At 61.9% G+C, this 20,575-nt stretch carries 21 protein-coding genes; 8 read left to right on the top strand and 13 right to left on the bottom strand.

Going from position 1 to position 20,575, the window contains the following annotated elements; all coding sequences use genetic code 11:
• Nucleotides 1-39 precede the first annotated feature (39 nt).
• Nucleotides 40-897: a LysR family transcriptional regulator gene (locus tag NCT04_RS20630; protein ID WP_250467500.1), complete on the top strand. Its 858-nt coding sequence runs from the start codon at nt 40-42 to the stop codon at nt 895-897.
• A 225-nt stretch (nt 898-1,122) separates the two neighbouring features.
• Entirely contained in the window at nt 1,123-1,575 is a 453-nt protein-coding gene (locus tag NCT04_RS20635) for a DUF3597 domain-containing protein (RefSeq protein WP_250467501.1), read from the top strand.
• Between the two features lie 80 nt (nt 1,576-1,655).
• On the opposite strand, the gene NCT04_RS20640 is transcribed toward NCT04_RS20635, so the two are convergent.
• Nucleotides 1,656-2,123 (bottom strand): hypothetical protein, encoded by a 468-nt coding sequence (locus NCT04_RS20640; RefSeq protein WP_250467502.1) that lies wholly within the window; start codon nt 2,121-2,123, stop codon nt 1,656-1,658.
• A 440-nt stretch (nt 2,124-2,563) separates the two neighbouring features.
• Here NCT04_RS20640 and NCT04_RS20645 point away from each other — a divergent pair, with 440 nt between their 5' ends.
• Nucleotides 2,564-3,448: a manganese catalase family protein gene (locus NCT04_RS20645; protein WP_244828755.1), complete on the top strand. Its 885-nt coding sequence runs from the start codon at nt 2,564-2,566 to the stop codon at nt 3,446-3,448.
• A gap of 114 nt (nt 3,449-3,562) precedes the next feature.
• Complete coding sequence (locus tag NCT04_RS20650) at nt 3,563-3,817, top strand: DUF378 domain-containing protein (RefSeq protein WP_250467503.1); 255 nt, start codon at nt 3,563-3,565, stop codon at nt 3,815-3,817.
• A gap of 60 nt (nt 3,818-3,877) precedes the next feature.
• On the opposite strand, the gene NCT04_RS20655 is transcribed toward NCT04_RS20650, so the two are convergent.
• From NCT04_RS20655 to NCT04_RS20685, 7 genes are all read right to left on the bottom strand, one after another.
• Nucleotides 3,878-4,762: an ABC transporter permease gene (locus NCT04_RS20655; protein WP_250467504.1), complete on the bottom strand. Its 885-nt coding sequence runs from the start codon at nt 4,760-4,762 to the stop codon at nt 3,878-3,880.
• The gene (locus NCT04_RS20660) at nt 4,759-5,583 is read right to left on the bottom strand and encodes an ABC transporter ATP-binding protein (protein ID WP_250467505.1); all 825 of its coding nucleotides are present in this window, start codon (nt 5,581-5,583) and stop codon (nt 4,759-4,761) included. Before NCT04_RS20660 ends, NCT04_RS20655 begins: the two co-directional genes overlap by 4 nt.
• Nucleotides 5,584-5,686: 103 nt before the next feature.
• The gene (locus tag NCT04_RS20665; protein WP_250467506.1) at nt 5,687-6,706 is read right to left on the bottom strand and encodes an ABC transporter substrate-binding protein; all 1,020 of its coding nucleotides are present in this window, start codon (nt 6,704-6,706) and stop codon (nt 5,687-5,689) included.
• Nucleotides 6,707-6,732: 26 nt separating this feature from the next.
• Entirely contained in the window at nt 6,733-7,590 is an 858-nt protein-coding gene (locus tag NCT04_RS20670; RefSeq protein ID WP_250467702.1) for a TauD/TfdA dioxygenase family protein, read from the bottom strand.
• Nucleotides 7,591-7,744: 154 nt separating this feature from the next.
• Complete coding sequence (dinB, locus tag NCT04_RS20675; protein ID WP_250467507.1) at nt 7,745-8,911, bottom strand: DNA polymerase IV; 1,167 nt, start codon at nt 8,909-8,911, stop codon at nt 7,745-7,747.
• A gap of 174 nt (nt 8,912-9,085) precedes the next feature.
• On the bottom strand, nt 9,086-10,261 hold the full coding sequence (locus NCT04_RS20680) for an ATP-binding protein (RefSeq protein WP_250467508.1): 1,176 nt from the start codon (nt 10,259-10,261) through the stop codon (nt 9,086-9,088).
• A 141-nt stretch (nt 10,262-10,402) separates the two neighbouring features.
• Complete coding sequence (locus tag NCT04_RS20685) at nt 10,403-10,768, bottom strand: hypothetical protein (RefSeq protein ID WP_250467509.1); 366 nt, start codon at nt 10,766-10,768, stop codon at nt 10,403-10,405.
• Nucleotides 10,769-11,051: 283 nt separating this feature from the next.
• Here NCT04_RS20685 and NCT04_RS20690 point away from each other — a divergent pair, with 283 nt between their 5' ends.
• Nucleotides 11,052-11,237 carry a transcriptional regulator gene (locus tag NCT04_RS20690; RefSeq protein ID WP_244828762.1) on the top strand — a complete coding sequence of 62 codons (186 nt, stop codon included), beginning with the start codon at nt 11,052-11,054 and terminating at the stop codon, nt 11,235-11,237.
• A 7-nt stretch (nt 11,238-11,244) separates the two neighbouring features.
• Here the strand turns inward: NCT04_RS20690 and NCT04_RS20695 are convergent, their stop codons facing one another.
• Nucleotides 11,245-11,928, bottom strand: a complete 684-nt coding sequence (locus tag NCT04_RS20695; protein ID WP_244828763.1) for a response regulator transcription factor — start codon at nt 11,926-11,928, stop codon at nt 11,245-11,247.
• A gap of 105 nt (nt 11,929-12,033) precedes the next feature.
• Entirely contained in the window at nt 12,034-13,389 is a 1,356-nt protein-coding gene (locus tag NCT04_RS20700; protein WP_250467510.1) for a sensor histidine kinase, read from the bottom strand.
• Between the two features lie 446 nt (nt 13,390-13,835).
• Here NCT04_RS20700 and NCT04_RS20705 point away from each other — a divergent pair, with 446 nt between their 5' ends.
• Complete coding sequence (locus tag NCT04_RS20705; RefSeq protein ID WP_250467511.1) at nt 13,836-15,320, top strand: MDR family MFS transporter; 1,485 nt, start codon at nt 13,836-13,838, stop codon at nt 15,318-15,320.
• Here NCT04_RS20705 and NCT04_RS20710 read toward each other — a convergent pair.
• Nucleotides 15,301-15,507 (bottom strand): hypothetical protein, encoded by a 207-nt coding sequence (locus NCT04_RS20710; RefSeq protein ID WP_250467512.1) that lies wholly within the window; start codon nt 15,505-15,507, stop codon nt 15,301-15,303. The two genes, NCT04_RS20705 and NCT04_RS20710, sit on opposite strands and share 20 nt — an antisense overlap.
• A 315-nt stretch (nt 15,508-15,822) precedes the next feature.
• Here NCT04_RS20710 and NCT04_RS20715 point away from each other — a divergent pair, with 315 nt between their 5' ends.
• Complete coding sequence (locus NCT04_RS20715; protein ID WP_250467513.1) at nt 15,823-17,757, top strand: PAS domain-containing hybrid sensor histidine kinase/response regulator; 1,935 nt, start codon at nt 15,823-15,825, stop codon at nt 17,755-17,757.
• A gap of 88 nt (nt 17,758-17,845) precedes the next feature.
• Here NCT04_RS20715 and NCT04_RS20720 read toward each other — a convergent pair whose 3' ends face one another.
• Together NCT04_RS20720 and NCT04_RS20725 are read right to left on the bottom strand one after the other, a co-directional pair.
• Complete coding sequence (locus NCT04_RS20720; protein WP_250467514.1) at nt 17,846-18,943, bottom strand: FUSC family protein; 1,098 nt, start codon at nt 18,941-18,943, stop codon at nt 17,846-17,848.
• Nucleotides 18,944-19,025: 82 nt separating this feature from the next.
• Nucleotides 19,026-19,949, bottom strand: coding sequence for a LysR family transcriptional regulator (locus tag NCT04_RS20725; RefSeq protein WP_244828769.1), 924 nt, complete (start codon nt 19,947-19,949; stop codon nt 19,026-19,028).
• A 116-nt stretch (nt 19,950-20,065) separates the two neighbouring features.
• Between NCT04_RS20725 and NCT04_RS20730 the strand changes: the two genes are divergently transcribed.
• Nucleotides 20,066-20,500: a VOC family protein gene (locus NCT04_RS20730; RefSeq protein WP_244828770.1), complete on the top strand. Its 435-nt coding sequence runs from the start codon at nt 20,066-20,068 to the stop codon at nt 20,498-20,500.
• Nucleotides 20,501-20,575: the final 75 nt, after the last annotated feature.

Below are 20,575 nucleotides of genomic sequence, written 5' to 3' on the forward strand. Positions count from 1 at the left end.
CCCTGAAAACAAGACGCCCCGTCTCACGGATGGAACGCTATGAATCTGATCGCTCTCGCCGATTTCAACGCCGTCGCCCAACATGGCGGTTTCGCGGCCGCCGCGCGCAAGCTCGACCGGCCAAAAGCCACGCTCTCGCGGCGTGTCGCCGAACTCGAACAGGAGCTCGGCGTGCGGCTGATCGAGCGCGGCTCGGGCACGTTGCGGCTCACGGAGGACGGTCAGGCGCTGCATCAGGGAACGCACGGACTGCTCGCGGATATCGCCGATCTCGGCGAATCGATCGCCTCGCGCGCACCCGTGCCACGCGGCAAGCTGCGCGTAAGCGGGCCCGTCGTGTTCACGCATGCGGTGCTTGCGCGTGTGGCTGCCCGGTTCGCGCTTGCTTATCCCGAAGTCGAACTTGAGCTCGTAGCCGAGGACCGTCTGGTCGATCCCGTGCAAGACGCTTATGACCTCGTGATACGCGTGAATCCGGCGGCCGACGTACTACTCATGGGCCGTCAGATTGCGATCGACCGGCGCGTGCTGGTTGCTGCGCCTTCGCTTATCGACAGCGATGAACTTCCCGCGTCGCTGCCTGCGATCACGCTTTCCACCGCAAACGACACGCCTTGGCAAATTCGTACCGCCAATGGCAAGTCACGCACCATCGAAGCACGGACGGTGTTGCGTATGTCGTCGCTCTTATTGATACGCGAAGCCGTGCTGGATGGTGCGGGCGCCGCGCTTCTGCCTGGGTTGCTCGTTGCGCCGGATGTGGCTGCGGGCAGGCTGGTCGCGTTGGGGGAGGATGCGGGTCCGGCCGTCGCGATCTGGGCGCTATATAGCTCACGTCGTTTGTTGAGTGCGAAGGTGCGGGCTTTTCTGGATGTGCTCGGAAAGCCGGAGTGCTGAACGTAGGCTGTTTGAGCGTCATGTCCGTCGCGTCGATGGCTGCAAGTGGGCGGGCGATCGAGATTGGCATCGACAACCACCATTCGAGACTATCTGTCCGATGGTTCGCTCACCATGACGTACGAGTCTGTCGGAAGCAGGCTTGCTTTATGCGTCCTCGTCCGACGGCCGGTGAAGAAATAACAGGCTTCATCGCAAAACACCAATGAAACCAACGGAGGAACCATGAGCATTTTTTCAAGCATCCTGAACAAGATTTTCCCGCACGATCATCCGGCCGCGAGCGCATCCGGCGCCGCTACTCCGCCCGCTTCACCGGGCGCAGCGCCGGCGACACCGACGGCATCGGGCACGCCGACGAGCACGCCCGTAGGCACGGCAAGCGCCGAACCCGCGCGCCCGCCGGTCACGCCGATGCCCGAAGTGGATGTCGAAGCAATCCTCACGCAGAAGCAGCAGCAAAGCGGTGCGACCCTGAACTGGCGCACTTCGATTGTCGACTTGCTTAAGTTGCTCGATCTCGACAGCAGCCTGGATGCGCGCAAGTCGCTAGCCGCCGAGTTGCACTACACCGGCAACACCGACGATTCCGCGTCCATGAACATCTGGCTTCATAAGCAAGTCATGAAGAAGCTGGCGGAGAACGGAGGCAAGGTGCCGGCGGACTTGCAAGACTGACCATGCTCTAATCGTCGCGGCGTTGCCCTGGCGTCGCGACTCATTTGGTATGACGCATCACGGACCGCACCTCACATCCTTTAGCGCGATCGCCCCATGCGCGCCAACGCCACCATGGCAAACCCCGCACCCAGTGCCACGTAAGTCGATGCCAAGGCGCGCTTGCTCAAACGGGCTTCGTATCCCGGCGTGAAGCGTTTAGGGACGACATGGTAATCCACGACATAAGCAGTGACTGACGTTGCAATCGCGGCAGCAACGACATCACGCGGACGCGCACGCGAAGTGCACAGCGTTTCGAATAGCACGCCCCAAAAAACCGCGCTGCCCAGATGGATGCCAGAACCGACGGCGGTAAATTGAACGCTGGGCGCCTCCTCCTTTGGCGCCTGATCGGGCCAGACGCAATGCGCGACAGCGTTCATCGCCGAATAAGGACGATGCCCGGATTTCGACGCGCCTGCCGCTGCGACGAGCGCCGACGCCACACCCGCGCTTGCGCCGGAGAACATCGCGCGCGATAAGGTTTCAATTAATCTGGAATGCATACTTTCCTTTGAGCTTTGAGAGTCGTTAGCCCAGAGCAAAGGCTATTCCGCGTGCCGTAAGTTCCGGTCACAACCGGGTCGCGGCACACCGATTGCGAACGTCCAGATACTTCTCGGGCGATCGGTGCTTCTCGCTGAACGCTGAAGGAAAAAGCTGCATGACGGATTCAATGGCACGGCGGTTGCTGTAGTACCCACAAGCCGACGCCTTGCCAGTCCACGCGGCTGCATGAACTCGGTTCCCCATTCAACGACTCAATTCGGCCCTGTCCCCGGCCGTTCAGCCAGCGCGAACCATGCGCTGAGGCTCGCAGCAAGATGACCGCAAGTGACGCAACAACGTCCTCTCGGTCGCCGCGAGATCAACAACTCATCTAAAACCGAATGCGTGCGCTCGTCCGCTGCAGGACGGCGCTCGCTGTTACAAAGGAGTGGCTGATATGTTCGTTCACAATAAGCGTCTGCAATACACCGTCCGCGTAGCTGCGCCGAATCCTGGTCTTGCCAATCTTCTGCTAGAGCAGTTCGGCGGGCCGCAAGGCGAACTGGCGGCGGCATGCCGTTACTTCACGCAAGCTGTATCGGAAGACGATCCGGGCCGCAAGGACCTGCTGTTCGATATCGCCACCGAAGAACTGAGCCATCTGGAAATCATCGGCTCGATCGTGGCCATGCTCAACAAGGGCGCAAAGGGCCAACTCGCCGAAGCCGTGCAGACCGAAGCCGAGCTGTATCGCTCGATGACCGGTCACGGTAACGACTCGCACACGACCGCTCTGCTCTATGGCGGCGGACCGGCGCTTACGAACTCGGCCGGTGTGCCTTGGACCGCAGCTTATATCGATACGATCGGCGAACCGACTGCCGACCTGCGCTCGAATATCGCGGCGGAAGCACGTGCGAAGATCGTCTATGAACGCCTTATCAACGTGACCGACGATCCGGGCATCAAGGAAGCGCTCGGCTTTTTGATGACGCGTGAAATCGCGCATCAGAAGTCCTTCGAAAAGGCGCTGCATTCCATTCAGCCGAATTTCCCGCAAGGCAAGCTGCCCGGTCAGCCGGAATTCACGAGCGTGTACTTCAATATGTCGAAGGGCGATGACGCGCGCGGTTCGTGGAATGAAGGCGGCGACTGGAAGTTCGTCGAAGATCCGCAACCCGCAGTCGATGGCGGCGATGGCACGGCCACCGTCGGCGTATCGAAGGAAGAGGTGGATGCGTTGCAGGCAATGGCTACGCGTACCGCATCGGACCCGTCGAGCGACCCGACCACCGGCGCCGATCTCGGCTCCGGCATGGCAACGGCCGCAACCTCGAACTAAGCTGCATTAAGTAGTAACCTCCGGTTCTGCGGCTAATGCGGTGCGGAACCGGAACGAAAAGAGCCGCTCGATTGCGGCTCTTTTTTCCCTCGTAATTCATTAGGATCACCAAAAATGTCTACTGTTTCATCGAAAGGAACCGTTCGCGTTCACCGTAGCCCGATCGATTGGGTCGCTGGCGCGCTTGTCATCATCGGTGCGTTGAATTGGGGGCTGGTTGGACTGCTGCAGCTCGATCTCGTGGCGGCGATCTTCGGCGTGGCCTCGCCGCTATCGCGGATCGTCTATGTGCTGGTTGGCATCGCCGGAATTTATATGCTGGTGCGCGCCTTCATGCCGGCACGCGAGCATGGATTGGCCAAGCTTTAAAGACAAATCGGCCCCGCTGGCTGCGCCATGCGGGGCCGACATTCAAATGCACGAATCCGATTAATTTTGCACGCCCCAGCGGCGCACGGTGACACGCTCGACCGTATCGAACACGAGATGCTCGACAGCAAGACCGATCACGATCACCGCTGCAAGTCCCGCGAAAACGCGATCCGTGTAAAGCTCGTTGCGATTCTGAAAGATGTACCAGCCAAGCCCGCCCTTTCCTGAACTCGCGCCGAAGACAAGCTCCGCTGCAATCAAGGTCCGCCACGCGAATGCCCAGCCCACTCGCAAGCCGGCAAGAATCGACGGCAACGCGGCAGGCACGAGAATCAGCACCACATGACGCAAGCCCGTCAGCCCGTAATTGCGGCCTGTCATGCGCAAGGTCGAAGGCACCGCCTGAAAACCCGAATAGGTGTTGAGCGCGAGCGGCCACAAGACCGAATGCACCAGCACGAACAACAAGCTGCCCGTGCCAAGGCCGAACCACAACAACGCCAGCGGTAACAGCGCGATGGACGGCAACGGATTGAACATTGCCGTGAGCATCGACAAGATATCCCGGCCAATGCGCGTCGAGACCGCAAGCGACGTCAAGACGAACGCGAGCGCCGCGCCGAGCAAATAACCGCGCAACAGCACCGATATTGAAATGGCAACCTTGTCGATGAGCTCGCCCGAGATGATCCCCTGCACGAACGCAACGGCCGTTGCGCTGAACGTCGGCAGTAAAAGATCGTTATCGACGAAGCGCGCGGCGATTTCCCAAATGCCGATGAGCACCAGCGCAATCAGCGTCTTGCGCAGCCACGACGTGTCCGCTATCCGCCGCGCAAGCGGCAGTTTGACTTCGCTTTGATACTGAATGTCCGCGGGCGCGGCAGGCTCCACTTCATATTCCGGGCGTACCGGCGGTGCGGCGAGATGCGGCGTGCTCATTGCACGGCCTCCTCTTCGAACAGCAAGCGATGAATGCGCGCGACGCTCTGCTGAAACTCCCCGCGACCCAGACTCTCCTGCGTATATTGATGGCTATTCAGTTCGGCGCGCACGCGTCCCGGATGCGGCGTCAGTAACAAGATGCGATTGCCGACGATCAACGCCTCTTCGATCGAATGCGTGACGAACATGAGTGTGAAGCGCTCATCGCTCCACAGACGCAGCAACTCTTCCTGCATGCGGCGGCGCGTAAGTGCATCGAGTGCGGCGAAGGGCTCGTCCATCAGCAGAATGCGCGGCTGCATGGCAAGCGCGCGTGCAATCGCCACACGTTGCTTCATGCCGCCCGAGAGCGTATGGGGATAGGCATCCGCGAAACGCGCCAAACCTACCTTGTCGAGATAATGGAGCGCGCGTTCCCGCGCCTCGGCGCGACTGAGCTTGCGCGCAACACGCAGCGGAAACGCGACGTTTTGCAGCACCGTCTTCCACGGCGGCAACTGATCGAATTCCTGGAACACGACGATACGATCCGCGCCCGGCCCCTTCACGCGCTCACCGGCTATTTCGATACTGCCCGACACCGGTTCGATAAAGCCCGCGACGGCCTTCAGCAAGGTGGATTTGCCGCAGCCCGAAGGGCCGAGCAGCACGAAGCGGTCGGCGCCGTAGACGTCGAAGCTGACATCGTGCGTGGCCCGCACGAGCCTTTCGGGCGTGCGGTATTCGAGAGAAACGTTTCTGGCCGACAGCAGCTTGCCGCTCGTCCCGGCTTCGGGCTGGGGGTCGCGCGGATAAATGGCTTGGGGATTCGCCGCCATGATCTTATGCCTGAATGCAATCCTCAAGCATAGTCAGGGCGGCACGTTCGCCTAACCAATCTTTGCGAATATGGAAAGCAGTCAGCGCGATATCAACTCGATATCAACTGCCGCCGCGCGTCACGGGATCGTCGAAAAAGTAGTCTTGCCACGATTTGGGATCGTTCTTGATCGCGCCCACGCGATGCATGAACTGCGCAAGCGGAAAGGTGTTCTGCGGCTGGACCTTGAACTGCACAGCAGGGTCCTTGATGACCTTGAGGAGCAGATCACGGTCGAGCTTCGCGTTGTTCACGCGCAGATAGATGTCGGCCGCCTTCTCGGGATTGGCGGTGACAAAGCGCGCCGCATCGTTGAGGCCATCGACGAAAGCGCGATACGTCTTCGGGTTCTCATTGCGGAACTTCTCCGTTGCATAAAGCACGGTGGCCGAACTCGGCCCACCCAGCACGTCATACGAGTTGAGCACGATATGCGCTTTCGGATTGCCCGCGAGTTCCTGCTGCTGGAACGGCGGATTGCCAAAGTGCGCGTTGATTTCCGTGCCGCCCGCGATGATGGCCGCCGCCGCGTCCGGATGCGGCACCGCTTGCGTGAGCTTGTCGAGGCGATCGTACTGCTTGTCGCCCCATTGCTTGGCCGATGCGAATTGCAGAATGCGCGACTGCACCGAGACGCCTACGGCCGGCACCGCTATTCGATCTTTATCGCTGAAATCGGCGATGGTCTTCACGCGTGGATCGTTCGATACGAGGTAATACGGCAGATTGCCAAGCGACGCCACGCCCTTCACGTTCTGCTTGCCGTGCGTGCGATCCCAGATCGTGAGCAACGGACCGACGCCTGCCGCCGCGATATCCACGGAGCCGGACAACAACGCGTCGTTGATGCTCGCGCCACCCGAGAGCTTGGCCCAATCGACCTTGATATCGACGCCTTGCTTCTTGCCTTCCTGCTCGATGAACTTCTGATCGCGCGCCACGTTGAGCAGCAGATAAACCACGCCGAATTGCTCGGCCACGCGCAACGTGCCTTCCGCCTGCGCGGTCGCCGAACAGCCCAACGAGACGACGAGCGCGGCGGCGAGCGCGCGCAACGAACGCTTCCCGAAACGAGAATGCATGTGAGAAAACCCCGTGAAATAAGCGCTCAGAACGGCGCGTCGCCTTCAATGGTCGTGCGATACAGCTTGCGGCGTTCGTCGTCGGACGTGCCGGCGGCCAAGTGCATGACCGAGCGGTTGTCCCAGAACACCATGTCGTGATCGCGCCACTCGTGGCGGTAAAGAAACTCCGGCTTCACGCTATGCGCGAAGATTTCGTCGAGGAGCGCGCGGCTCTCGTCTTCCGGCATGTCGATGATGCGCGTGGTGAAGTGCTCGCTCACGAAAAGCGCGCGACGCCCGTTCTCCGGATGCGTCCGCACAATGGGATGCACCACCGGTTTGACCTGCGCGATTTGCTCGGGCGTCAGGTTCGGGCGCCACGGACTGCGTTTCTGCAACTCGGCGTATTTGGCAAGATAGGTATGCTCCGCGCGGCGTCCTTCGACTGCGCGACGCAGATGCTCGGGCAACGTATCCCACGCAAGATGCTGATTCGAAAACAGCGTATCGCCGCCAACTTTCGGCAACTCCTGCGCATGCAGCAGTGAGCCGAGACTCGGCGTTTCCTTGTACGAGAGGTCCGAGTGCCAGAAGTGCCCGGCATCGCCGAGACCGATCGGCTTGCCGTTTTCGAGCACGTTGGAAACGATCAGCACTTCCGGATGCCCGGCGAGCGCGAACTGCTTGAGCACGTGAATTTGCAGCGGCCCGAAGCGCTTGCTGAACGTGACCTGCTGTTCCGGCGTGATGCGCTGGTCGCGAAACACGAGCACGTGATGATCGAGATGCGCGCGATGAATGCGCGCGAAATCGGCTTGCGAGAGCGGCTTGCTCAGATCGAGCCCGATGACCTCGGCGCCGAGCGGCGCGTCGAAGGCGCGAATTTGAATGGATTCGTCGATGGATCGATCGGCGGCTTGGGTCGAACTTTCGAGGGTCGGTGCGAGGATCGTCACGATGTTCTTGAACGGCGCAAAGACAGCCAATCTACTTCGTCGCAGCCGTGCCGCCAACGAACGATCCGCGATTTGCTTATTCCCTTTGGCGCTTAACGCCTCAGTCGAACGGCAGTTCCACTTGAATCGGTTCGATGAAGCCGCCGTCCTCTCCGCGCACGCTCAACGCGCTCACGCGCACGCCGAGCAACCGCAGCCGTCGATCCAGCGTAATGCGCTTCACGCATTCGGTAGCGGCGCGGCGAATCTCGACAGGGTCGTCGGTGGAAACGGGAATGGTCAGATCACGCGTGAGCGTGCGGAAGTCGTCGAAACGCAGCTTGATGCCGACCGTGCGGCCTACGTAACCTTTGCGCTGTAGGTCGTCGGCGACTTTCTTGCACAGCCCCGTGAACGCCTCGGAGAGCTTCGCGCGGTCGTTCTTCGGATGCAGATCGCGCTCGAACGTGGTCTCACGGCTCATCGACTTCGGCTGCGAACTCACGACCACGGGCCGATCGTCCTGTCCCTGCGCGATACGCGCGAGCCATGCGGCGTAAGTGCCGCCAAAATGCGTCTGCAGAAATCCCAGGTCGGCGGCGGCAATGTCACCCACCGTCTCGATACCGAGCGCCGCCAGCCTTTCGCTCGCCTTGGGCCCGATGCCATTCACCTTGCGCGCCGCGAGCGGCCAGATGCGTGTGGGGAGATCGTCCATCGTCAGGATGGTCAGGCCGTCGGGCTTGTCGAGCTCCGAGCCGATCTTCGCCAGCAGCTTGTTCGGCGCGATGCAGATCGAGCACGTAAGCCCGGTGGCTTCGTGCACCGCGTCCTTCATGCGCCGGCCGATGCTCGCGGAATCGCCCGTCATGTCCGTCACGTCGATATAAATCTCGTCGATGCCGCGATTCTCTATCTGCGACGTGAACGCCGCGACGGCTGTCTTGAAGAGCCGCGAGTAATGGCGATACGACTCGAAATCCGTGGGCAGAAGAATGGCGTCGGGCGCGAGTTGCGCGGCCTTCATCATGCCCATGGCCGAGAACACGCCGAACTTGCGCGCTTCGTAAGTGGAGGTGGTGACGACACCGCGCCCCGCGTAGTCACGCAGTTTTCTGAAGCGGCGTGTGCCATCGGCCAGCGTCTCGGGAATGGCATTGCGTCCGCCGCCGACCACCACCGGCTGACCGCGCAGTTCGGGATAGCGCAGCAATTCGACGGAGGCGAAGAACGCATCCATGTCCAGATGCGCGATACGGCGAGGCGTGGGCGTGGCGGGCGTGTCCATTGCCTAGAACGGACGCGTGCCGACAAGGCCGGAAGACGACGACGTGCGAAGGACGTGGCTAAACATGCGCGGGCGCGAAGAACGCGGAAAATGCGCATACTGTACATTCATACAGTGATTCGCGCTAGTCTGCCTTATGTCCCTAGCGGCGCTCGGCGCAAATCCGCAGCCCGGTCAGCCAAGAATGCTTAAATTGCGAATCAGGTAGTCATTGAACATCGGCACGGTGAACGCGATATCACCATGGGACGGACTGTAGATCATGCCTTTGTTAATGATCTGCGCGCGGCGAGGACCGAGACTCTGCGGGGTTTCGCCGAGCGCGTCCGCAACGTCGGACGAACGATAAGGGCCACTGCCTAATTTCGCCATGGCAATGACGTATTCGCGTTCCTTGGGCGTCAGGCGATCGAAGCGAACTTTGAAGAACCCTTCGTCCAGACGCTTGAGCGTTGTCGACTCGGCGCGCCTTGCGTCGCGTACGGTAATCGTGTCGCCGACGGCGAGATTCCAGGACTGATGGCCCCACTCCTGCAGAAAGTAGGGATAGCCTCTCGTCTTGAGGAAAATCTCTTTCAGAGCAGCATCGTCGATACCGGCGCCTTCGTCGTTCACTGGTTGACGGATCGCTGCCTTGGCATCGTCCTCAGGCAGAGCACCGACCTCCGGGTAGTGAAACAGCCGCTCCGCATACGATTTGGCTTGTCCCGACAGGGCCGCGACCTGTGGCAAGCCGGCGCCGAAAAACAGCACGGGCAAGCGCGCCTGGTTGATCTTGTGCAATGACACGATGAGAGCGGCTAAGTCTTTTTCGCTTAGGTACTGGACTTCATCGATCAGGAGCGTCCAGGCTTTACCGGCAGCTTTAGCGGCCTCGCCGATACGCACGAACAGTTCTGGAAGATCATTCTCGAGGTCGCCGCTGTCCGCGACTCCTACTTCGGGATCCACCGCGATCGAGACATCGCCATATTCCAACTTGAATGCGGAGGCAAACGACCTCAACGCTCGCAGCGCGTCGTAAGTCTTCGCCTTGGCATTCGCGGCGACGGACAGTTTTCGAAGCACTTGATGCATGCGTGGCAGCAGTTGCTCACCCAACGATTTGTTCTCGGGCGCCTCGATCATGGAAGTGACGTGGCCACGCTGATTAGCGAGCGCTTCGACTGCGTTGAGCAGCACGGTCTTGCCTACGCCGCGTAAGCCCAGGAACATTTGCGAACGGCTGGGCTTACAGAGCACCGCGCGTTCAATGGCGATACGTGCGTCCTCGATGATTGCTTCGCGCCCAGCGAGTTCGGGCGGCTGGCTACCGGCACCGGGCGCAAATGGGTTCCGAACCGGATCCATGACTATGACTCTATAACAATATATAGCGTAGTATATCTCGACTACCTTATACTTTCCTATAATTCGCTAGATAGAGCACGTGGCGCTAGCGGCCTGCGGTTGGCGGCGCGACCGCCCTCACGACTCGCGTACGTTAATCGTCTACTCCGGAACCCGCTTCTCCGCCAACGCCCGGCGGCAATCCTCCAGAATGGGCCGCACCACGCCCGAATTGAAGTTGAGGTCTTCGCTGTCCAAAATCTCTTCGACCGCTTCGCGCGCCCAGTCGGATTCGAGGATGGCGCAATGTCGCGCGGCAAGATCGCGTGCAATGGCAGAGAGTTTGGCGATAGCAAGCCAGTCGGCTTCGCGCTGATGCCGGTCGAGCCACTTGCGCGCGGCTTCGACATGAAATGACGGCGCGGGCCAGTCGCCGTTGAGATAGTACGCACCGAGGCTGCCGCACGTCAGCCAGCAAAGCAGTTCGACACGGTCGCGGGCACTGAGAGTACGAGGCACTTCGTTCATGGCGGCGTTCACGAGAGACGTTCGACTGAAAGGGCAAACGCGCTGCTGTACATCCATCCTTGTGTGAAACCTGTGTGAAAGAAGATACCACGCGATGGTGCGACGCGGCAGCCCATTCGCGTGCGCTGGCGTACATGTTTCGCAGGCTCAACTCTGTGCTGGCGACTGCATGTGCGAGCCATCATTCAACGCTAATTCGCGCGCCTTATTCTGGTTTCCATCGACGAGCCATACTGAATACCGAACGCAGGCCGTCGCCAACCGTCCGCCTAAGGAGCGCATCATGTTCGAACGTCTTTCCAGATTCTTTTCCGCCACCGACGACCATTCGCACGACGACTACTTTGCCTCGTCGGGCGATCACGCCGAACTCGAACGCCGCATGCGTCAGGTCGAGGAAAGCGACCACGCGTACAGCATGACCTTCTGCGGATCGATCCCCCGTCGCCCCGACGACCCTTACGCGTGACACGCCCTCACTTCGCTTCGTCGCGTCCCGCCTGCCCCAGCATCACGGTCCAGCCGAGGCCGCGCACGTTGCGGATCACCGCTGCGCCGAACTTTTTGCGCACCGAATGGATGATCACGTCGACAGCGTTGCTTTCGACTTCCTTGCCCCAGCCGTAAAGCCGGTCTTCGAGTTGATCGCGCGAAAAGATGGTGCCGGGCCGCTCCATGAGTGCGTGCATCAGCGCGAATTCCTTCGCCGACAGCACGCCGGATGTCTCGCCACACGTAAGCGTGCGCTGGTCGAGGTTGAGATTGATCGATTCGTCGCCGAGACGCGAGGTGGCATAACCCGCCTTTCTGCGCAGCACCGCGCGGATGCGGGCCAGCAGTTCGGGCGTGTCGAAGGGCTTGAGGAGGTAGTCGTCCGCGCCGAGGTCGAGCCCTTGCACGCGCGTGTCGAGGTCGTCGCGAGCCGTGAGGATCAGCACGGGCGTCGCGTTGCCCGCCGTGCGCGCGCCACGCAACACTTCGAGGCCGGACATGCCGGGCAAGCCGAGATCGAGCAGTACTACCGTGTATTCGGCGGCGTCCATGGCCTCGCGGCCCGCCTGGCCGTCGCGCACCCAGTCCACGGCGTAATCGACGTCCTTGAGGGCGCGCATCAGGCTGGTGCCGATCTGTACGTCGTCTTCGATCAGTAGGATTCGCATGTTGAGTCCGCACACCGCATTGACGCGACCAAGCTGACGCGGTCATCACCCACGCGCAGCACGCGATCCCATTGTAATAGGCACAAAACAGCGCGGCCATTCCTTTTAAGCGGCGGCTGTCGCGGCGTTTGCCTCGGTAGCCACGCCGCTTTCCTCGACCGGAAAGCCAATCGAAGCGACGATGCCCGACCGCCCGTCATCGCGATTCTGAAGTGACACAGCGCCACCGTAGCGCTGCGCGATCGCCTTCACGATAGACAAGCCGAGCCCGCTACCCTCGATATCAGGGTTAGCCCTGAAGAAGCGGTCGAATACGCGCGGCAACAGCGTTTCCGCGATGCCCGGCCCCGTATCGACGACATCGACCCATACCATGTCGCGCTCGCGCCGCATGCGCAAGTCGATGGTGCCGCCATCCGGCGTATAGCGCACCGCGTTCGAAACGAGATTCTTCACCGCCATGCCGATATCCGTTTCCACCGCGCGCACGTGGGCCTCGACCATCTCTTCGGCGCCGATATCGAGGCCGCGTTGCAGCGCAATCGGCAGGACATCGGCCACGGCGCTCGTTACGACCGTGGCGATATTCACCCGCGTGAGCGGCGTCGCGCCCATCGGGGCATCGGCGCGCGCCATGCGCAGAAGCTGCGTGATGAGGCTGCCCGCGCGTCCAATGCCGCGTCGCAACTCGCGAAAACGCTCCTGATTGCCCGGCGCGATGTGCGGCGCGAGATTATCGGCCTGCAATTGCAGGGCCGTGAGCGGCGTGCGCAGTTCATGCGCGGCATCGGCGATGAACTTGCGTTCCGACTCGATGGATTGCGCGAGGCGCTCGATCATCGTGTTGATCGAATGGATGAAGGGCGCGATTTCGGCGGGCACGCCGGAGGTGGGCAACGGTTCGAGATTGGCGGTATCGATGCCCTGCACTTTCGCGCCAAGGCGTTTGAGCCTGCGCAGCGAGCGGCTCACTACGAGCGCGACCGCGATCCACACGAGCGGCAACAGCACGACGATGGGCCAGAGCGTCTGCGTCGCGGCTTCCCGCGTGAGTTCGCGGCGCACGGCGTTGCGCTGCGCCACTTGAATGGTCATGGTCGGGTCCTGACGCGTGAAGACGCGCCACGATTCGTCGTTGACTTGATAGCTGCCGAAGCCCGCGGTTGCATCGCGCGGAAAGCGCAGAGAAGGATCGGTCGTGCGAAACGGCGTGGCTTCGTCCGGCTTCCACACGACGACCACGACATCGCGATCGTCCTGCGTGCCGCGCGCGGGATTCTGCGGAATGCCTTCGGCGAAACCGTCGCGCATGCGGGTCGCCACTTGTTCGAGGCGCATGTCGAGCAGTGCGTCCATGCCGGTCCGGCAAAGATGATACGAGCTGATGCCCTGCAGCAAGCCTACCGCGCTGACGAGCAGCCCGAGCGCGACGACCAGTTGATTTCTCAGCGATTTGATCATGTGAAGACGCATCGAGATGAAAAGACGCGGACCGGCTGGCGTCTCGATTCTACTAGCGGCTTTCGGTGGCTTCGGACTTTTCGATCTTTCGGCGCGGGGTTCTGGCATCGACGTGCTAAAAAAGAAGCGCCGGTCCGGGTCGGAGCCGACGCTCGAAGCTGAGGAGAACGAGGATGTGAACCAACCTTCTGTCCACGAACCCAGCGTATACCCCGATAGTTAGAGAAAAATGAGGACGAAGAGTCGGGCGAAGCGAGCAGGCTTTTTCAGCAGGCGCTACCATTGCAGTCGACCGCTTCATCATCGAGTTCATAGGCGATGCCTCCCCGCCGCACAACGGCTGATGCAGCTTCGCCTTGGCCGTATCGCCTTCTTCGTGTAAGCCCGCCTGTTGCCGCGCGCCGTATCCGCCTCGCGTGGCGGCGCCATTCCTTTCATGGAAACGCATGCCACAAGCCAGACAAACCGTTCGTCCGCTCGTCATTGCCGCCGTGATGGCGTCGATGGCAATGGTCGCGATCGAGGCCACCATCGTCTCCACCGCGATGCCGCAAATCGCCACGCAACTCGGCGGTCTCGATCTCTACAGCTGGGTTTTCTCGTCGTTTCTGCTCACGCAGACTGCGCTTACCGTGGTGTTCGGCAAGCTCGCCGACCTTTATGGACGCAAGCCCGCGGTGCTCGTGGGCATCGCCATCTTCTTGATCGGCTCAGTGCTCGCGGGCTTTGCCTGGTCGATGCCCGCAATGATCGTGTTCCGCTTGCTGCAAGGCGTGGGCGCGGGCGCCATTTTGCCGGTGGTGCTGACTATCGTCGGCGACCTTTACCCGGCGCATGAACGCGGCAAGGTGCAGGGCTATTTGGCAAGCGTGTGGGCGGTATCGGCCGTGCTCGGACCCATGGTCGGTGGTCTGCTCATCCGGCAGTTCTCGTGGGCGTGGATCTTCTGGATCAACGTGCCGATCGGCTTTCTCGCCGCGCTGCTGTTCGTCATGTTCCTGCACGAAGAGAAACGCCACGGCCGCCCGTCAATCGACTTCGCTGGCGCGTTCTTTTTCACCGCCGCCGTCGCCGCGCTGATGATGGCTCTGACCGATGCCGGCCACGCCAGCAACACGCGTGTGGCCGTGGAAGTGGTGGTGCTGATTGCGAGCGCGTGCCTCTTCGTTTGGCAGGAACGCCGCGCCGCCGACCCGATGATCAACTTCGGCCTCTGGGCACATCGCCCGATTGCAGCGGGCAACGCGGCGACCCTGCTCGCCGGCATGGCGATGATGGGCCTCACCACTTTCCTGCCGATGTACGTGCAGGGCGTGATGCATCGCTCACCGGTCGAAGCCGGCTTCACGCTCACCATGATGATGGTCGGCTGGCCAAGCGGCGCCACGTTCACCTCGCGGACGTTCGCGCGCATCGGCCTGAGGCGGCTTTTGATCGGCGGCGCGTTCTTCATTCCGCTTGGCTCGCTGCCGTTCGTGTTCCTCAACCCGGACATGAGCCCGGTGTGGGCGGGAATCGGCTCGGCGGTCGTCGGCTTCGGCATGGGCGTGACGAGCGTCTCGTGCCTCATCCTGATTCAGGAGATCGTGAAGCCGCACGAACGCGGCAGCGCGACGGCATCCAATCTCTTTGCGCGCAATCTCGGCAACACGCTCGGCGCGGCGGTGTTCGGCGCGGTGCAGAACTACGGTCTAACGCATGTGACCGGCATGCCTGCTGTCCACGCGGATCAGTTGAAGCGTTTGTTGACGAGCGTGCCGGGCGACTTTGCAAGCAATAACGAGATCCGCCTTGCACTGCACCATGCGCTGCATCTGACTTTCACCGCGATGTTCTTCGTCGCGCTCGGCGCGGTCGTCTCCATGCTCTTCATGCCCGCCGTGAAGATCAGCCCACGGCGCGAGACCGTGCTCAGTCCTGTGCACGAGTGAGCGGACTGTCCTCCTTGTCCTTGGGCGATGTACCCGCGTTATTGCTGTTGTCCGCGGGTGCGTCGTCCGATGCGATCATCTGCACGGTAACGCATTGCCGCGAAGCCGTGCCAAATCCCCTGGCGAGCGCATAAGAAGCGGCAAGCGTCGCCGCGATGAGAAAGATGATACCGAGTTTGCGAGGCATGTGAGTGCTCCATGAAGGGTTATCGAAATCACTTCACGGGCCTTCTCTCACTGCCTGACGGTCGCGCGGCCTCCTGAAATGTGCCTGCAGTCTAAGCGCGCACGCCCGTGCTGAAATCCCCTCTAAAGCGCGGATAATATTGGGTGGACGAAATCCCGACAAGAAGCGGAAGCAGCACACGAAGGGTTAAACTGCTGGCGCGCACGCGGCGTTTTCATGTGTCGAAAACACCGCTGCATGACGAACGCGGATTTTCGAACACATCGCGGTCGTTGCGTTTGCAACTTCTCAACCTGAGCGCCGCCCATCAGAACCATGACTACCTTGCGCACTGCCAGGCCAGCGGAACCGGCGTCCGACAAGCCGAATGACTCGACTATCGAAGACGAGCGCTATCACACGCTTGTCGATGCCATCGAAGATTGCGCGATCTTCATGCTCGACCTCAATGGCTGCATTACCACCTGGAACACGGGCGCGCGCAAGATCAAGGGCTACGAGGCGCACGAGATCATCGGTCAGCATCTGTCGCGTTTCTATACGGCGGATTCCGTGGCGCGGGGCTGGCCCGAATACGAGCTGAAGGAGGCGTATGCCACTGGCCGTTTCGAGGACGAAGGCTGGCGTGTTCGCAAGGACGGCACGCGTTTCTGGGCCAATGTCGTCATCACGGCGGCGCGCGACACGCGTGGCGAGATCATCGGCTATGCAAAGTACACGCGCGATCTCACCGCGAAGCGCGCCGAGGAAACCAAGCTGCGGCTTTCCGAAGAACGCTTCCGCCTGCTCGTCGAAAGCGTGAGCGACTACGCCATTTGCATGCTGAGCCCGGAAGGCGAGATCGAAAGCTGGAACATGGGCGCGGTGCGTATCAAGGGATATCTGCCGGCGGAGATTCTCGGCAAGCACTTCTCCCTCTTCTATTCGCCCGAGGACATCGCCGCGAACGTGCCCGCGTTGCAATTGCAGACCACCATTCGCATGGGGCGCATCGAGACCGAGGGCTGGCGCGTACGCAAGGACGGGTCGCTGTTTTGGGCGAACGTGGTAATCACGGCGGTGTATGACGAGCATCGGACGCTGCGTGGCTTCTCCCAGGTCACGCGCGACATGAGCGAAAGAAAGCGACTGGAGCAACTCGAAGTATCGTCGCGACGCATCAGCGAGTTTCTCGCCACGCTCGCGCACGAGTTGCGCAATCCGCTCGCGCCCGTGCGCAATGCCGTCGGCGTCATGCAGATGGAAGCGGATATCTCGCCGAGACTCGCTTCGTGCCGCGACATCATCGACAGACAGACTTCGCATCTCGGCCGACTGGTCGACGATCTGCTGGACATGGGCCGTATCACCACCGGCAAGATCGAACTGCGCATGGCGCGCGTGGGCGTGACCGAGATCGTCGAACGCAGCATGGAACTCGTGCGCCCTTTCACCGACGACCGCGCGCAGAGCATCACCACCGAATTGCCGCACGAGCCTATCGTCGTCTTGGGCGATGGCACGCGGCTCGTTCAGGTCGTGCAGAATCTGCTCAACAACGCATCGAAGTTTTCGCCGCACGGCAGCAGCATCCACATCTGCGTGGAACGCGAGCGCAACGCCTTGCTGCTGAAAGTGTCCGACCGCGGCCGTGGCATTTCGCAGAAGGGTTTGACGGCTATCTTCGATCTCTTCGTACAGGAAGATCATTACCTGAACCCAGGCGAAGCCGGGCTCGGCATTGGTCTCACGTTGTGCCGTTCCATCGTCGAAATGCACGGCGGCACCATCTCCGCCGCGAGCGATGGCACCGGTCGCGGCAGCACGTTCACCGTGCGATTGCCCTACGCGCCCGCCGACGATGTGCCCATTGCCGGTTTGCTGGCAGCGCCGGCCGCATCGGGGACATTGCGTATCGTCGTGATCGATGACAACGTCGATTCCGCCGACAGCCTCGCCATGCTGCTGCAGATGAAGGGGCACGAGGTGCGCATTGCTTATCACGGCACGGAAGGTATCGACGTCATCCGGCATTTTCCGCCCGCGCTGATCCTGCTCGATCTGGCTTTGCCGGATATCGACGGCTTCGCGGTGCTGCGCTCGCTACGCTCGCAACGGCTCGTCGGACGCGCGATGATCGTCGCGATGACGGGCTTCGGTCAGGAAGGCGACAAGGAACGTTCGGCGCAGGCGGGCTTCGACGGGCATCTGGTGAAGCCCGTGGACCTGCAATTGCTCGACGAGGTGGTGGCGAAGGCGAGTAAGCGCTGACGGGTTCATGCTTTGCCGTGCTTTGCCGCTTTGCCGTGCGAGGCCCGTGCCATGCCGCTTCGTCGCTGCGTTCTGCCACCGCGCGTGGTTAGCCGACCTCGCGCAACGGGAAGATCAACTTCGCCGCAATGAGCCCGAGAGCGCCGCCCAGAAACGTCTCCCACGCGCGCGCGGCGAGCAGCGGTATCGAGTGAATGCCGCTCGCGGCCATCGTCACGATGAGCGTAAAGGCGAAAGCGCCGCACGCAATGTCATAGCGCTCGGGCAGCGCCATGGCGTAGACGATCATCGCGAGGGCAGCCATCGCCCAGATGAAGAGCGGCGCGTGTTCCGCAAGCGGCAGGCAAATGAGCCCGACCGGCACGCCCACGAGCGTGCCGTAGATGCGCCGCCGCACGCGCTGTGCCGTGCCGACAGCCGAAGTCGCGACCACGTAGACGCAGGCCGTGATCGCCCACGCCGATTCCGCCATGCCGAACGCCGCGTTCAACAACGCCACGACGAGCGCGCCGCTCGCCGCCTGCAGACCCATGGCAAGCGCGGGAGAAACCTGCCGCCGCCAGTAAGCCGGCTCGGACGCGAGCGCGGGCAACACCACCGGATGCTCCGCCGGCCCGCTCAGCACACGCGGCACGATTGCCGCGATCATGCCGATGACGAGCGCGAGCGTAATCGCCCATGAATCGCCCGGTGTCAGGTTCATCGAGTAAGCGACCAGTTGACCGATGTAGAACTGTGAGCCGACGCCCGCGCCGAGCAGGCCGAAACGCTTGAGATAGCCCGCGAGGAACGCGCCCGTGACGAGCACGAACTCCGCGCCGCCGCGCCCCATTTCGTGCAGCCACGGCCCGAAGAGCGCAAAGCTGAGGGCGCCAAGCGCGGCCGCGATGCACAACACGGCGAGATCGCGGCTCGAATCGGCGCGCGCGCTGCGCGCTTCTGACACGCTTGCCCAAAGCGCGAAGGCGGCGGCCAGCATGCCAACGGAGACGCTGGCAGGCACGTCGCGCGTCACGTCGTGCAAGCCGCCGAGCGCGGCCGCGAGCCCATACGCGGTCACGAGCCGCAATCCCTTGATACGCCGATGCGTGCCCGGGTCCACGCGATCCAGCCAGGCAAGCCCCGCGCGCAAGAAGCCGAGCGGCGGTGCGGCGTCAGTGGTGTCAGTGTGTTGCTCGTCGCTCATGGACATCCGCCACGAAAGGACAAAGGAAAAGCGTGCGCGGACAACGAAGGAGACGACTCGAGGGCCGCGCCTGCAACGCATTCTAGGCGCTGTTTTTTACACGCGCGCGCTTGCGCGCCGGAAGCGGCGTTTCCGGCTTGCGACTGGCCGCATCGGCGATGCAATCCGCGAGTTGTGCCGCCGCGTCTTGCCGTCCCTTGCGCGAACGCTCGACCAGCCCGATCTCGCGATGGAACGTGTCGTCGCCCAGACCGAGCGCGACGACGCCGGCAGGCCACGGGCCGATGCCATCGGATACGGGCAAGAGCGCAACGCCCAAGCCGCGCGCGACCATTTGCGCGATGCCTTGCAACTCGTCCACTTCGATGGCGTCGCGCACCGCTATGCGTTGCTTGCGCAAGAACGTTTCCACTTGCCGTCCGCCGAACGAACGCCGGTCGTAGCGGATGAACGGCGCCGTCTCGATTACTTCGCGCCAGGCGGCGCGCTTCATGGCGGCGGGCGCAAGCAACACGAACGGTTCGGCGACGAGCGTGCGCCAGCGCAATTCGGAAGGTATCGCGAACGGCGGACGAATGATGACGGCCATGTCCGTTTCGCCGGCATCGACCTGTGCGAGCAGCGACAGCGACACGCCCGGCACGAGCCGGATGCGCCACGCGGGCAGCACGCGTCTGAACGCGCCGATGGCATCGGGCAACAGCGCCGCATGCGCCGATGCGATCGCGCCGACCGACAACGCGCCGCCACGCCCGTCGACGCCCTCGGGTTCGGCGAGGCGCGTATAGAGCGCCATGAGTTCATCCGCGAGTTCCAGCGTGCGGCGGCCCGCCTTGTTGAGTGTGGCGGAGCGTCCGGTGCGGTCGAACAAGGCGAAGCCCAAATGCGCTTCGAGACGCTGCATCTGCGCGCTCACCGCCGACTGCGTGAGCCCGATGTGCGCGCCCGCGCCGGCAAAGGTGCCGTGGCGCGCGACCGCAATGAAAGTAGTGAGTTCGCGCAGCATATTCATTCATCGATAAATTTGGGGCTGACTCCCGCAATATATCGTTTTTCAGCACTTTTATTTGTGAATAGAATCTGGGTCAAACGCTGTCGAACCCCACAAAAAGGAGTTGCACCATGAGCACGACTCAGGCCGCCATGCCGCCTTTCCATCTTGCTTTCCCCGTTCACAGCCTTGCGTCCGCGCGCGAGTTTTATGGTGATCTACTCGGTTGCCCCGAAGGCCGCAGTTCACCGGACTGGGTCGATTTCGACTTTTACGGACATCAGATCGTCGCGCATTTGGCGCCCGAGGAAGTGGGGCATCGCACGACGAGCGCTGTAGATGGCGATGCCGTGCCGGTGCGTCACTTCGGCGTCGTGCTGTCGATCCCGCAGTGGGAAGCGTTGGCCGAGAAGCTGCGTGCGGCGAACACGCGTTTTATCATCGAACCGCATGTTCGTTTCAAGGGCGAAGTGGGCGAGCAGGCGACCATGTTTTTCCTCGACCCGTCGGGCAATGCGGTCGAGATCAAGGCGTTTGCCAATATGGCGTCGTTGTTTGCTAAGTAAGATACGGCTTTGATTTGTGTGCTGAAGCGCGCAGCATGATGGCCAGTTTTGCATTGTCATAGCGCGTTCATACGC

Origin of the sequence: Caballeronia sp. GAFFF2 (assembly GCF_023631485.1) — a bacterium.
Classification (GTDB): Bacteria; Pseudomonadota; Gammaproteobacteria; order Burkholderiales; family Burkholderiaceae; genus Caballeronia.